Source organism: Streptomyces sp. NPDC008238 (genome assembly GCF_042956445.1).
Lineage (GTDB): Bacteria > Actinomycetota > Actinomycetes > Streptomycetales > Streptomycetaceae > Actinacidiphila.
This window is the reverse complement of record NZ_JBIBGK010000002.1, coordinates 427165-440035: the sequence shown is the minus strand read 5'-3', so window position 1 is coordinate 440035 and position 12871 is coordinate 427165. Positions and strand designations below refer to the sequence as shown.

General features: G+C 73.9%; 11 protein-coding genes. 6 read left to right on the top strand and 5 right to left on the bottom strand.

The features are described 5' to 3' along the window. Positions 1-58: 58 nt before the first annotated feature. Together ACFZAU_RS06815 and hutH are read left to right on the top strand one after the other, a co-directional pair. Positions 59-1210 carry a diguanylate cyclase domain-containing protein gene (locus ACFZAU_RS06815; protein ID WP_500551359.1) on the top strand — a complete coding sequence of 384 codons (1152 nt, stop codon included), beginning with the start codon at positions 59-61 and terminating at the stop codon, positions 1208-1210. A gap of 816 nt (positions 1211-2026) precedes the next feature. After that, positions 2027-3583, top strand: a complete 1557-nt coding sequence (gene hutH, locus ACFZAU_RS06810) for a histidine ammonia-lyase (RefSeq protein WP_500551358.1) — start codon at positions 2027-2029, stop codon at positions 3581-3583. Between the two features lie 64 nt (positions 3584-3647). On the opposite strand, the gene ACFZAU_RS06805 is transcribed toward hutH, so the two are convergent. Further along, a complete protein-coding gene (locus ACFZAU_RS06805; RefSeq protein ID WP_500459098.1) occupies positions 3648-3935 on the bottom strand; it encodes a hypothetical protein in 288 nt (95 codons plus the stop codon). A gap of 189 nt (positions 3936-4124) precedes the next feature. On the opposite strand from ACFZAU_RS06805, the gene ACFZAU_RS06800 reads away from it, so the two are divergent. Together ACFZAU_RS06800 and ACFZAU_RS06795 are read left to right on the top strand one after the other, a co-directional pair. After that, positions 4125-4520 (top strand): hypothetical protein, encoded by a 396-nt coding sequence (locus ACFZAU_RS06800; RefSeq protein ID WP_500459099.1) that lies wholly within the window; start codon positions 4125-4127, stop codon positions 4518-4520. A gap of 250 nt (positions 4521-4770) precedes the next feature. Next, the gene (locus ACFZAU_RS06795) at positions 4771-6060 is read left to right on the top strand and encodes a L,D-transpeptidase (protein ID WP_500459100.1); all 1290 of its coding nucleotides are present in this window, start codon (positions 4771-4773) and stop codon (positions 6058-6060) included. Between the two features lie 100 nt (positions 6061-6160). On the opposite strand, the gene ACFZAU_RS06790 is transcribed toward ACFZAU_RS06795, so the two are convergent. The 3 genes from ACFZAU_RS06790 to xylB all read right to left on the bottom strand — a co-directional run bounded on the left by ACFZAU_RS06790 (position 6161) and on the right by xylB (position 9941). Beyond that, entirely contained in the window at positions 6161-7048 is an 888-nt protein-coding gene (locus tag ACFZAU_RS06790; RefSeq protein WP_499606652.1) for a prohibitin family protein, read from the bottom strand. Positions 7049-7216: 168 nt separating this feature from the next. Next, the gene (locus ACFZAU_RS06785) at positions 7217-8452 is read right to left on the bottom strand and encodes an ROK family protein (RefSeq protein ID WP_500551357.1); all 1236 of its coding nucleotides are present in this window, start codon (positions 8450-8452) and stop codon (positions 7217-7219) included. Positions 8453-8528: 76 nt separating this feature from the next. Further along, on the bottom strand, positions 8529-9941 hold the full coding sequence (xylB, locus tag ACFZAU_RS06780) for a xylulokinase (RefSeq protein ID WP_500551356.1): 1413 nt from the start codon (positions 9939-9941) through the stop codon (positions 8529-8531). A 73-nt stretch (positions 9942-10014) separates the two neighbouring features. On the opposite strand from xylB, the gene xylA reads away from it, so the two are divergent. Both xylA and ACFZAU_RS06770 read left to right on the top strand, forming a co-directional pair. Next, complete coding sequence (gene xylA / locus ACFZAU_RS06775) at positions 10015-11184, top strand: xylose isomerase (RefSeq protein ID WP_499611858.1); 1170 nt, start codon at positions 10015-10017, stop codon at positions 11182-11184. A gap of 53 nt (positions 11185-11237) precedes the next feature. Continuing rightward, positions 11238-11741 (top strand): GNAT family N-acetyltransferase, encoded by a 504-nt coding sequence (locus tag ACFZAU_RS06770; RefSeq protein ID WP_500551355.1) that lies wholly within the window; start codon positions 11238-11240, stop codon positions 11739-11741. Between the two features lie 86 nt (positions 11742-11827). On the opposite strand, the gene ACFZAU_RS06765 is transcribed toward ACFZAU_RS06770, so the two are convergent. Further along, positions 11828-12838, bottom strand: coding sequence for an aldo/keto reductase (locus tag ACFZAU_RS06765; RefSeq protein ID WP_500551354.1), 1011 nt, complete (start codon positions 12836-12838; stop codon positions 11828-11830). Between the last annotated feature and the right edge of the window lie 33 nt (positions 12839-12871).

Here is a 12871-nt window from a genome sequence, read left to right as displayed (position 1 = left end):
GGGGCCGTGCGAACGTCGCAAACTGGTAAAAAGTTCTGCTGCGACAGGAGACGGGCGCATGAACGGCACCGGCGGGGACGCTCGACTGCGCGCCGTCGCCGAACTCGCACGGGCGGTGGCGGCGGCGAAGTCGCCCATGGAGGCGGTCGTCGCCGCCGCCTCCTCGGCGCGGGTCGCGCTCGGCGGCTCCATGTCGGCGATCTCCCGCTGGGAGCGCGACCGGGGGCGGCTGCGCGTCCTGGTCAACGACGGGGACCTGGCGCCCGGCGAGGAGCCGCAGCCCGACGAGGAGGTGTACTCGGTCGCGGACTTCCCCGAGATCGTGGAGTTCCTGCACGCCAAGTGGACCGAGGGCGGCGAGCCGCACGCCTGGATCGAGACCGCCGAGGGCCCCGCGGAGGGCCGCGGCGGCGCCTACTGCCACCAGCGGGTGGCCACGCTGCGGCGACGCGGCCGCACCTCCTGCGTCGTCGCGCCGATCATGCTGCACGGGCTCGCCTGGGGCGAGCTGTACGTGGCCCGGGGCGCCGGGCGGCCGGTCTTCGACCGGGACGACGCCGAGTTCGCGACCGTGCTCGCGACGCTCACCGCGGCCGGGATCGCCCAGACCGAGCGGCTGGCCGAGGTGCGCCGGCTGGCCTTCAGCGACCCGCTGACCGGGCTGGCCAACCGGCGGGCCGTCGACCAGCGGCTGGAGGAGGCGGTGGAACGGCACCGCGCCGACGGGACCCCGGTGAGCCTGGTGGTCTGCGACCTCAACGGGCTCAAGCGGGTCAACGACCAGCTCGGGCACGCCGTCGGCGACCGGCTGCTGGTCGGCTTCGGGTCGGTGCTGTCGCTGTGCGGGGCCGCCCTGGAGGGCAGCCTGGTGGCCCGGCTGGGCGGCGACGAGTTCTGCCTGCTCTCGGTCGGGCACCGCGCGGAGGAGGTCGTGGCGGTCGCCGAGGAGCTGTGCGTGCGCACCAAGTGGCTGGGGCTGGGCGACGGGGTCGCGGTCGGGGTGGCGTCCACGGACGCGGAGATCGGCGTGGTGACCTCGGGGCGCCGGCTGTTCCGGCTGGCGGACGCGGCCCAGTACCGGGCGAAGGCCCTCCACTCGGTGGAGCCCGTCGTCGCCGGGCGCGGGGCGCCCGAGGACCCGGTGGTCCGCCTCGCCGACCAGCCCTCGGGCCACGACGTGGAACGACGCCGCTTCCGGGGCCGGGACTGAGCGGCTCGCACGTGGGCGGGGCCGTGGTGTGTGGTGCCGCTTGGCAGGGTCGCGGTCGGGGCGGCGTCGGCGTGGGTGGCGGATCAGCCGTTGAGCCGCGCTCCATGGACGTGCGGTGCTTCCGGGGGCGGGACGGGGCCGGGTGGCTGGACGCTGCCCTGGGTGGGGTCTGCGGGCGTCGGCCCCGGAGCGATGTCTGTTCGGTGCCGATCAGCCGGCGTGCCGCGACCCCCCTTCCGGGGCCGGGACTGAGCGGGCCGGGCGTGGGCGGGGCGTCCGCGTGGGTGCCGGATCAGCCGTCGCGCCGGGCGATGGAGGTGCGCTGCTGACGGGGGCGGGACGGGGCCGGGTGGCTGGGTGCTGCCCTGGGTGGGGTCCGCGGGCGTCGGGGCCCGGAGTGATGCCTGCGGGGCGCCGACCAGCCGGCGGCCGCGACCTGGGGTGTTGCCGCTTCCGCGGGCGGGACTGAGCGGGTCGGGCGTGTGCGGTGGCGCCGGCGGCGCCCGCGCCACGCCATGGAGGTGAAGGCGCGGCGGGACCGGGGCGGAGGGGCGCCCGCGGGGTGCTGGGCCGGCCCGCGGCCGCGGCGAGGAGGCGTGGGTTTCTGAGGTGCCGAGGGCACGGCGGGTTGCCGGCGCGCTGGTGCCCGCGAGGCGCCCGGCCAGTCGGCGGTGGTGCGGGACTGGGCCTCCGGGCGGCTCGGCGGTGCGGCCGCGGAGCGGAGCGGTGCCGCTTCCGGGGGTGGGGGAGGGGGCGGGCGGAAGAGGTGCGTCCGACGCGTGACAGGTAGCGATTCAGTCCGTAGGGTTCGTGAATATGAGTATGCATAACGTGGTGATCGAGGCCCACGGGGTCGCGGCGGAGGATGTGCTGGCGGTGGCCCGCGGCGGGGCGCGGGTCGAGCTGTCTGCGGAGGCGCTGGCCGGGATCGCCGCGGCGCGCGAGGTCGTGGAGGCCCTGGCGGCGAAGCCGGAGCCGGTGTACGGAGTGTCGACGGGCTTCGGCGCGCTCGCGGTGCGGCACATCAGCCCCGAGCTGCGCGCGCAGCTGCAGCGCAGCCTGGTGCGCTCGCACGCCGCCGGCATGGGCCCGCGCGTGGAGCGCGAGGTGGTGCGCGCGCTGATGTTCCTGCGGCTGAAGACGCTGGCCTCCGGCCGGACGGGCGTCCGTCCCGTCGTCGCCGAGACGATGGCCGCGCTGCTCAACGCGGGCATCACCCCCGTCGTCCACGAGTTCGGCTCCCTGGGCTGTTCCGGCGACCTGGCGCCGCTGTCGCACTGCGCGCTGGTCCTGATGGGCGAGGGCGAGGCGGAGGGCCCGGACGGCGTCGTGCGCCCCGTCCCGGAGCTGCTGGCCGCGCACGGCATCGAGCCCGTCGAGCTGCGCGAGAAGGAGGGCCTGGCCCTCATCAACGGCACGGACGGCATGCTCGGCATGCTCGTCATGGCCATCGACGACCTGCGCCGGCTGTTCACCGCCGCCGACGTCACCGCCGCGCTCTCGATGGAGGCGCTGCTGGGCACCGACAAGGTGCTCGCCCCCGAGCTGCACGCGATCCGCCCGCACCCCGGCCAGGCGGCCAGCGCCGAGAACATGCGCCGCGTGCTCGCCGGCTCCGGGCTCACCGGGCACCACCAGGACGACGCGCCGCGGGTGCAGGACGCGTACTCGATCCGCTGCGCCCCGCAGGTGGCCGGTGCCGGCCGGGACACCGTGACGCACGCCATGACGGTGGCCGACCGCGAGCTGGTCTCCGCCGTCGACAACCCGGTCGTTTTTGCCGATGGGCGGGTGGAGTCCAACGGCAACTTCCACGGCGCCCCCGTCGCCTACGTGCTGGACTTCCTGGCCATCGCCGCGGCCGACCTCGGGTCGATAGCGGAACGGCGCACCGACCGGCTGCTGGACAAGAGCCGCTCGCACGGCCTGCCGGCGTTCCTGGCCGACGACCCCGGCGTGGACTCCGGCCTGATGATCGCCCAGTACACGCAGGCCGCGCTGGTCAGCGAGAACAAGCGGCTCGCGGTGCCCGCGTCGGTGGACTCGATCCCGTCCTCGGCGATGCAGGAGGACCACGTCTCGATGGGCTGGTCGGCCGCGCGCAAGCTGCGGCAGGCGGTGGACAACCTGGCCCGCATCGTCGCGGTCGAGCTGATGGCCGCGTCACGCGCCGTGGAGCTGCGCGTGCAGGGCAGCGAGGTGCTGGTGGCCGCCCCGGCGACGCAGGCGGTGGTGAAGGCGGCACGCGAGGCGGGAGTGGGCGGCCCCGGTCCGGACCGCTTCCTGTCCCCGGACCTGGAGGCCGCTTACGACTTCGTGCGCGGCGGCGGTCTGGTGGCGGCGGCCGAGTCGGTCACCGGTCCGCTCGCCTGAGCCGGTCCCGGCACCGCACCACCCCCTCGGGCCCGGAGGCCTCAGGGGGCGGTGCGGACGGGCTCTAGTAGGCGTCGCGTGCCCGGCGGCTCGCGTTGAACACGAGTGCCGCGCCCAGGCCGAGGAAGGCGGTACCGCCGACCAGGTAGGGCGTGGTGTCGACGCTTCCGGTGTCCGCCAGGTGCTGCCCCGGGCCGGTGCCCGAGCCGGTGGTGGCGGTGGAAGCGGACGACTGCGCGCTCGTGTTCGCCGTGTGCTCGGCACTGGCGGACGCGTTGGGCACGAAGTACAGGGCGCCGAGGACGGCGGCCGCCGTGATGGCGACGAAGGCGGGCGGACGGTGCGAGGTCAACGGATCCCCCAGCGGTTGCGGCGACTTGACCGTGAAGGCCGATGGTAGTGAGACAACCGCCGTGGAGGGAAGTTCGGCCCCGGAACCGGTGCTTCCGCGGGTTGCCGGAGGGCCGCCGCGGGTATCCTTCGGCGCCGGAAGCGGACTGCCTGCGCACTGCGGGCCGTTCCCCCGCATACGCTCCGTCACATGAGCACTACTGACATCCCCACCGGGGAGAGCGGGCCGCGCTACGTGCGGCTCCAGGTGGAGCTGGTCCTGGAGATCACCGGGTCCGGCGAGCTGACCGACGCCGCGCTGGACCAGATCGGCGGCGACGACTACATGCCGGACGACGAGCGGCAGCACGCCGAGGCGTCGGTGCGGCAGGACGAGTCGGAGGCGCTGGCCTACCTCGTCGACCCGTTCGACCTGGTCACCAGCGTGCCGGGGATCGAACTGGTGCAGGCGTCCTGGTCCTGCGCCCACACCGAGTACGACCCCGACTCCGACGAGTGGGACCTCTACGGCGACGAGGCCGACGACGAGGCGGAGGACGAGGACGAGGAAGCCGACATCGACGAGGAGGAACCGCGCGGGCGCTGACCGCGTCCTCGCCAGTGCGTGACTCACCTGCCCCGGGCCCCTCAATGGGTCCGGGGTTTCGCACGGGCCGCGGCAGAGCGCCCATGTCACGTGCGTCACGCACGTGTTCTTCCCCACACTTCGAGGCGTGGGGGAACGGACCAAAGACCCTGGCAGTTCCTGGACGTACGAGTGAGGCTCGATCGAGGGCCGTGGCCCGCGACGCGAGCGGGCCGGGGGAAACGCGTACCGGAAGACATTGGAGACCTGTGTGAAGCGCGCCGAGACCGGCACAGTCACCGACACGATTCCCTCCCGCAGGCGGCGAGCCGGGCTGGCAGCTCTGGCGCTGCTCGCCGCCGGGGCGATCACTCTGACCGCGTGCGGGGGCGACAAGTCGGGAACCGCCGGTTCCGACAACAACGTCAAGTCGCAGGACTCGGTCGACGAGCAGGCGGCCAAGGACGCGTCGGACGCCCGAATATCGATCATCCCGAAGACCGGCGCCGACAACGTCAGCATCAACACCGGTGCCAAGGTGCAGGTGACCGAGGGTGAGCTCACCAGTGTTGTGATGACCTCGGTCGCCGACGGCTCCGAGGTCGAGGGCACGATCTCCGCGGACGGCACGAGCTGGTCCCCCAACGACCAGCTGGAGCGGGCCACCAAGTACAAGATCGCCGCCGCGGCGGAGGACGGCAAGGGCCGCAAGGCCGCCGAGAACTCCACCTTCACCACGGTCAGCCCCGAGCACAGCTTCATCGGCTACTACACGCCCGAGAACGGCCAGACCGTCGGCGTGGGCATGCCGGTCTCGCTCAACTTCACCAAGGCGATCGAGGACAAGAAGGCCGTCCAGTCGGCGATCTCGGTGACCTCCAGCAGCGGCCAGGAGGTCGTCGGCCACTGGTTCAACTCCACCCGGCTCGACTTCCGTCCCGAGGCCTACTGGCAGGCCGGCTCCACCGTGACCCTCAAGCTGAACCTCGACGGGGTCGAGGGCGCCAGCGGCGTCTACGGCGTGCAGGAGAAGACCGTCACCTTCAAGATCGGGCGCAGCCAGGTCTCCACGGTCGACGCCTCCACGCACCGGATGAAGGTCGTCCGCGACGGCAAGGTCATCCGCAACGTCCCGATCTCCGCGGGTTCCGACGAGAACACCACCTACAACGGCCAGATGGTGATCTCCGAGAAGTTCACCGAGACCCGGATGAACGGCGCCACCGTCGGCTTCACCGACGACGACGGCAAGGGCGAGTACGACATCAAGGACGTGCCGCACGCCATGCGCCTGACCACGTCCGGCACCTTCATCCACGGCAACTACTGGGGTCCCGACTCGGTGTTCGGCAGCGTCAACACCAGCCACGGCTGCGTGGGCCTGAACGACACCAAGGGCGCCAAGGACACCTCGACCGACGCCTACTGGTTCTACACGAACTCGATCATCGGCGACGTCGTGACCGTGAAGAACTCCAAGGACAAGACCGTCGACCCGTCCAACGGCCTCAACGGCTGGAACATGAGCTGGAGCGCCTGGAAGGCGGGCAGCGCGGTCTGAGACCGCCCCCGCCCCGGACGGCCGCAGGGGCCCGGAACCGTGAGGTTCCGGGCCCCTGCGGCGTTCCCGGCCGCGCCCCGCACGGGCGCGCCCGCCGGGCTCAGTCCTTGGTGCCGTCCACGATGACCGGGGAGCCGCCGGAGTTCGTACCGCAGGGCACCGCGTACACGGGGTTGGACTTCGCGGCCTCGCGGTAGGCGTCCAGGCACTGGTTGTAGAGCACCTTGTCGCTCAGCGACCGGGCGATGATCCGGTTGGCGCTCGCGATGCCCTCCGCCTCGATCCGCTTGCGCTCCGCCTCGGCCTTGGCGGTCCTGGCCGCCTCGACGGCCCGCTCGGTGGCCTGCTGCTGCTGGATCTTCTTGTCGATCTGCTCCTGCAGCTGGTCGGAGGGCCGCACGTTGCGCAGGTTGACGGCGGTGACGTCGATGCCGCGCGGGGCGAGGCGCTGCTTGATCAGGGAGTCGATCTCCGAGCCGATCTGCTCGCGGGCGGAGGCGTACCCCTCCTCGCTGGAGTGCTTGGCGAAGACGTTGCGGATGATCTCGCGGCTGTCCGGCATCACCAGCCGCGACTGGATGGCCTCCTCGTTGCCTGCCAGCCGGTAGAGCTCGACGGCCTTGGCGGGCACCACGGCCCACTTGATGGTGACGTCGGCGTAGAGCACCCCGCCCTGCGAGGAGCGGACCTCGACCACCTCCTTGTCGTGCAGGTCGAGGTCGACCGGACGCGTCGAGAACGAGGTGACGTCGGTGAACGGCGACCTGAAGTGGATGCCGGAGGTCAGCGGCGAGCCGACCTTGCCGAAGGTGACCGGCACGCCGACCTCGTAGGCGCTCACCACGTGGATGCAGGCGAAGACGCCGGCCAGCACGCCCGCCACGGCGCTGAGCGCCGCCCCCAGCTTCCAGCCGCCGGAGCTCTGGCCCCGGGCGACGAAGAACAGCACGACCGCCGCTATGAGCAGCAGGATGGACAGCACGAACACAGGGATCCCCCTCCGGACCACAGACCGGCGCCGCCCCCCCGGCCGCGCCGCGCAGCGCATCGTAACGGTCCGAGGTGACGGGCGGCTGCGTCGTGTGACGGGCCGTGAGGAGCTGTGGCAAGGCTGTTGCCGGGTCCGTACGGGACCGCGGCACGGCTCCCCGCCGGCCTACCGCGGACGCAGCGCCTGGGGGTCGTCCAGGACGGCCCGCACCACGCTGTACGCGGCACCGAGCAGCACGCCCTCGCGGCCCAGCCGGGACACCCGTACGGCGTCCGCGCGCCATTGACGGTCCGTCACGCGGCGGCCCAGTTCGCGCTCGACGGCCGAGCGCAGCCACGGCGCCAGCGAGGCAAGCGTGCCGCCCAGCACCACGGCCTGCGGGTCCAGCAGGTTCACCGCGCCGCTCAGCGCGATGCCGAACGCCTGCCCGGCGGCCGCGAGCGCCTTCAGCGCGGCCGGGTCCCGCTCCGTGGCGGCCGCCTGGAGGGCCTTCAGGGCGTCCGGCCGCTCCGGGGCGATCCCCGCGGCGCGCAGCACGGCCTCCTCGCCCGCGTACTGCTCCAGGCAGCCGCGCGCCCCGCAGGAGCAGCGCGGGCCCGTCGGGTGCACGGGCACGTGGCCCAGCTCCCCGGCGAAGCCGCGCGCACCGCGGAAGAGCCGGCCGTCGACGACCAGGGCGGCGCCGATGCCGATCTCCGCCGAGACGTGCACGAAGTCGGTGACGCCCTCGTGGCCGCCCAGCCAGAGCTCGGCGAGGGCACCGAGGTTGGCCTCGTTCTCGACGGTGACCGGGACGGGGGAGGCGGCCAGGCCGTTCCCGGACCGCGCGAACCAGCCGGCGGCGTCGACGTCCTCCCAGCCGAGGTTGGGCGCCCGCATCACGACCTGCCGGTCGCGGCCGACCAGGCCCGGCACGGCGAGCGTCAGCCCGGCCGGTTCCAGCCCGGCGGCCCGCGCCTGCCGCCGTACCTCGGCCACGAGTGCCGCGAGTTCGCGCAGCACCTCCGCCGCCGGACGACCGCGGTTGTCCGCCTCGACGCGGGCCCGGGCGCGCACGGTGCCCCGCAGGTCGACGGCGACGGCGGCGAGGTGGTCCACCCCGACCTCCGCGCCGAGGCCCGCCGGGCCCGTGTCGTTCAGGGCCAGGGCGGTGCCGGGGCGGCCGACCGTGCCGGGGCGCTGGGCGCCCAGCTCCACCAGCAGGCCGGTCGCCAGCAGCTCGTCGACGAGGGTCGACACGGTGGCCCGGGTCAGGCCCACCTCGGCGGCGACGGCCGCGCGGGACACCTCGCCGTGCTCCGCCACGGCCCGCATCACCAGCGCCAGATTCCGCCGTCGCAACCCCGCCTGCGACCCCGGCCGTTCCGCCACGCTCCGGTCCCCTTCGCTCTCGTCCGTCATCCGTCCTGGTAGACGTCGTCCCTCCCCACCCTCGCACGCCCCGCCCGGGGGACGGGCCCCGGGCGGGGGGAGCGGCTCACCGCACGTCGAAGGAGTCGGCCAGCGCCGTCGCCAGGCGGTCGAGCGCGGCGTCGTCGCGCGGGACGGGGTCGTAGGACGGGCCGGCCGTGGTGTCCCAGCGGCGGGCGACGGCCTGCGGGGTCTCCTTGGTGAGCAGCCCGGCGGCCTGCGCGGCCGCGCCGAGGGCGACCAGCTCGTCCGCCACGGGGATCCGGACGGCCCGGCCCGACAGGCGCCGCACGGTCTCCCGCCACGCCGTGCCGCGGGCGCCGCCGCCGATCAGCAGCAGCGGCTCGTCCGAGCCGGCGCCGTCGACCGCGAGGACCTGGTCCAGGGCGGTGAGCAGGGCGTACGCCGCGCCGTCGTAGGCGGCCTGGAGGATCTGCCCCGGGGTGGTGTCGTGGCGCAGCCCGGTGAGCAGCCCGGAGGCGTACGGCAGGTTCGGGGTGCGCTCGCCGTCGAGAAACGGGAGCAGGACCGTGCCGCCGCCCGCCTCGACCGCCTCGCGGTCCAGCGACAGCAGCCCCGCGATCTTGTCGACGGCGAGGGTGCAGTTGAGGGTGCAGGCCAGCGGCAGCCAGTCGCCGTGCCCGCCCGCGAAGCCCGCGACGATGCCGGTGGGGTCGGTGGGCCGGGTGGTGGCCGGGGTGTAGACGGTGCCGGAGGTGCCGAGGCTGAGCGCGGGCTGCCCGGGGGCGAGCCCGAGGCCCAGGGCAGCGGCGGCGTTGTCGCCGGTGCCGGCGCCGACCAGGACGCCCTCGCGCAGCGGCAGCCCGGGCAGGGTGACGCCGGCGGCCTCGCCGGGGCCCAGGACCCGGGGCAGCAGGGCCGGGTCGAGGCCGATCTCCGCGAGCAGCGCCTCGTCGTACGTCTCGGTGTCCGTCGCCCACCAGCCGGTGCCGGAGGCGTCGCCCCGGTCGGTGACGCCCGCGCCGGCGAGCCGCTCGGTGAGGAAGTCGTGCGGGAGGCGGACGGCCGCCGCGGCCTTCGCCGTCTCGGGCTCGTGCTCGGCGAGCCAGGCCCACTTGGTCACGGTGAAGCTCGTGCCCGGCACGCTGCCGAAGCGCCGCGCCCAGTGCGCGGCGCCGTGCCGCTCCACCAGGGCGGCGGCCTGCGGGGCGGACCGCACGTCGTTCCAGAGCATTGCGGGCCGCAGGGGCCGGCCGACCGGGTCGAGGACGACCAGGCCGTGCTGCTGGCCGCCGACCGAGACGGCGTCGGCGCGCTCGGCGTAGGGCCCGATCTGGGCGAGGGCGGCGCCGAGCGCGCGCCACCACACCTCGGGGTCGGTCTCGCGGCCCGCTCCCTCACTCACCGTGTGCCGGGCCTGTCCCCTGGCCAGCACCTCGCCCGTCTCCACGTCGACGGCGAGCACCTTGGTCGACTGGGTGGAGCTGTCCACACCCAGCGCGATCGGTCCGTTACCCATCCTGCGGCTCCCTTCACAAAGCGGCGATGGCATATTAATTTGTTCAGTGGTCTTACGAATAGGAGCCGCCGCGATGAGTTTCACCCCCACCCCCGAGGACAAGTTCACCTTCGGTCTCTGGACCGTCGGCTGGCAGGGCCGCGACCCCTTCGGTGACGCGACCCGACCCGCCCTCGACCCCGTCGAGAGCGTCAACCGGCTGGCCGAGCTCGGTGCGTACGGCGTCACCTTCCACGACGACGACCTGATCCCCTTCGGCTCGGACGACACCGCCCGCGAGGGCCACATCAAGAGGTTCCGCCAGGCCCTGGACGCCACCGGCCTGAAGGTGCCGATGGCCACCACCAACCTCTTCACGCACCCGGTCTTCAAGGACGGCGGCTTCACCGCCAACGACCGCGAGGTGCGGCGCTTCGCGCTCCGCAAGACCATCCGCAACATCGACCTCGCCGCCGAGCTGGGCGCCAAGGTCTACGTCGCCTGGGGCGGTCGCGAGGGCGCCGAGTCCGGTGCCGCCAAGGACGTGCGGGTCGCGCTCGACCGCTTCAAGGAGGCCTTCGACCTCCTCGGCGAGTACGTCCTGGAGCAGGGCTACGACCTCCGCTTCGCCATCGAGCCCAAGCCGAACGAGCCGCGCGGCGACATCCTGCTGCCGACCATCGGCCACGCGCTGGCGTTCATCAACGAGCTGGCCCACCCCGAGCTCGTCGGCCTCAACCCCGAGGTCGGCCACGAGCAGATGGCCGGGCTGAACTTCCCGCACGGCATCGCCCAGGCGCTGTGGCACGGCAAGCTCTTCCACATCGACCTCAACGGCCAGACCGGCATCAAGTACGACCAGGACCTGCGCTTCGGCGCCGGCGACCTGCGCTCCGCGTTCTGGCTGGTCGACCTGCTGGAGTCGGCCGGTTACGAGGGCCCGCGCCACTTCGACTTCAAGCCCCCGCGGACCGAGGACATGGACGGCGTGTGGGCGTCCGCCGCCGGCGGCATGCGCAACTACCTCATCCTCAAGGAGCGCGCCGCCGCGTTCCGTGCCGACCCGGCCGTGCAGGAGGCGCTGAAGGCCTCCCGCCTGGACCAGCTGGCCCAGCCGACCCTCGGCGAGGGCGAGTCCCTGGCCGACCTGCTCGCCGACCGCGGCGCCTACGAGGAGTTCGACGCCGACGCCGTCGCGACCCGCGGCTCCGCCTTCGAGCAGCTCGACCAGCTCGCCATGGACCACCTGCTCGGCACCCGCTGAGACGCCGGGAAACAGGGTTGCCGCCGGGCGCGCCCCGGCGGCACCCTGCGGGGGTGATCGAACTGCGTGTGCTCACCCCCGACGACTGGCCGCTCTGGCGGCGACTGCGCCTCGCCGCGCTCGCCGACGCGCCGCAGGCCTTCGGCGCCCGCCTCGCCGACTGGCAGGGCGACGGCGACCGCGAGGAACGCTGGCGCGCCCGGCTCGCCCTGCCCGGCTCGTACCACCTGGTCGCCCTCGTCGACGGCGAACCCCGCGGCATGGCCGGCGGCGTCCCCGGCGAACTCCCCGACAGCGCCGAGCTGATCTCGATGTGGGTGGCCGGCGAGGCCCGCGGCCGCGGCGTCGCCGACCGGCTCATCCGGGCCGTCGAGGAGTGGGCCGCGGGCACGGCGGGCGCCTCCCTGCTCCACCTCGCCGTCGCCGAGGGCAACGCTGTGGCGACGGCGCTCTACGTGCGCAACGGCTTCACGGACGACGGGGGGCCCGGCGGGGTCATGCCGGACGGGCGGTCCGAGCGTGTGCTGACGAAGCGGCTCGCGGGGACGCCGGCCTGAGGGAACGGGCCCCGGTGGGGCCGGGTCGGTTCGGGTGGGGCCGGGTCGGTCCGGCCCGGAGCGGCCCGGGCCGGCGTCCCTGCGGATCACCAGGCGAAGGCCTCCGGGGCCGGACCCGGTCCCGGGAAGATCTCGTCGAGGCCCGCCAGCAGCTCCTCGTCCAGCTCCAGTTCCACCGCGCGCAGCGCCGAGGCGAACTGCTCCGCCGTACGCGGCCCCACGATCGGCGCGGTGACCCCGGGCCGGGTGAGCAGCCAGGCCAGCGCCACCTCGCCGGGCTCCAGGCCGTGCTTGCCGAGCAGGTCCTCGTACGCCTGCACGCGGGCCCGGACGACCGGGTCGGCCAGCCCGGCCGCGGACCGCCCCACCTTGGTGCGGGCCCCACTGGCCTCCCGCTCCTTGCGCAGCGCGCCGCCCAGCAGGCCCTGGTGCAGCGGCGACCACGGGATGACACCGAGCCCGTACTCGCGCGCCGCCGGGACGACGTCCATCTCGGCGCGGCGCTCCGCCAGGTTGTACAGGCACTGCTCGCTGACCAGGCCCATCGAACCGCGGTTCGCGGCCGCCTCGTTGGCCTGCGCGATCTTGTACCCGGGGAAGTTCGACGACGCCGCGTGCAGGATCTTGCCCTGGCGCACCAGCACGTCGACCGCCTGCCAGATCTCCTCGAACGGGGTGCGCCGGTCCACGTGGTGGAACTGGTAGACGTCGATGTGGTCCGTGCCGAGCCGGCGCAGGCTGGCCTCGACCGCCCTGCGGATGTTGACGGCGCTGAGGCGGTCGTGGTTAGGCCACGCCTGCTCGTTCCAGGCCTTCCCGTCGGCCGACATGTTCCCGTACACCTTCGTGGCCAGGACCACCTTGTCGCGGCGGCCCCCGCCCCGCGCGAACCACCGCCCGAGGACCTTCTCCGTCAGGCCCTTCTCCTCGGCGACGCCGTAGATGTCCGCGGTGTCGAAGAAGTTGACGCCCGCGTCGAGTGCGGCGTCCATGATCGTGTGGCTGGTGGGCTCGTCCGTCTGACCGCCGAAGTTCATGGTGCCCAGCACGATGCGGCTGACCTTGAGGCCGGTGCGGCCGAGTTGTGTGTACCTCATGGGGTACCAGCGAACGCGTTCGAGTGAACTCCC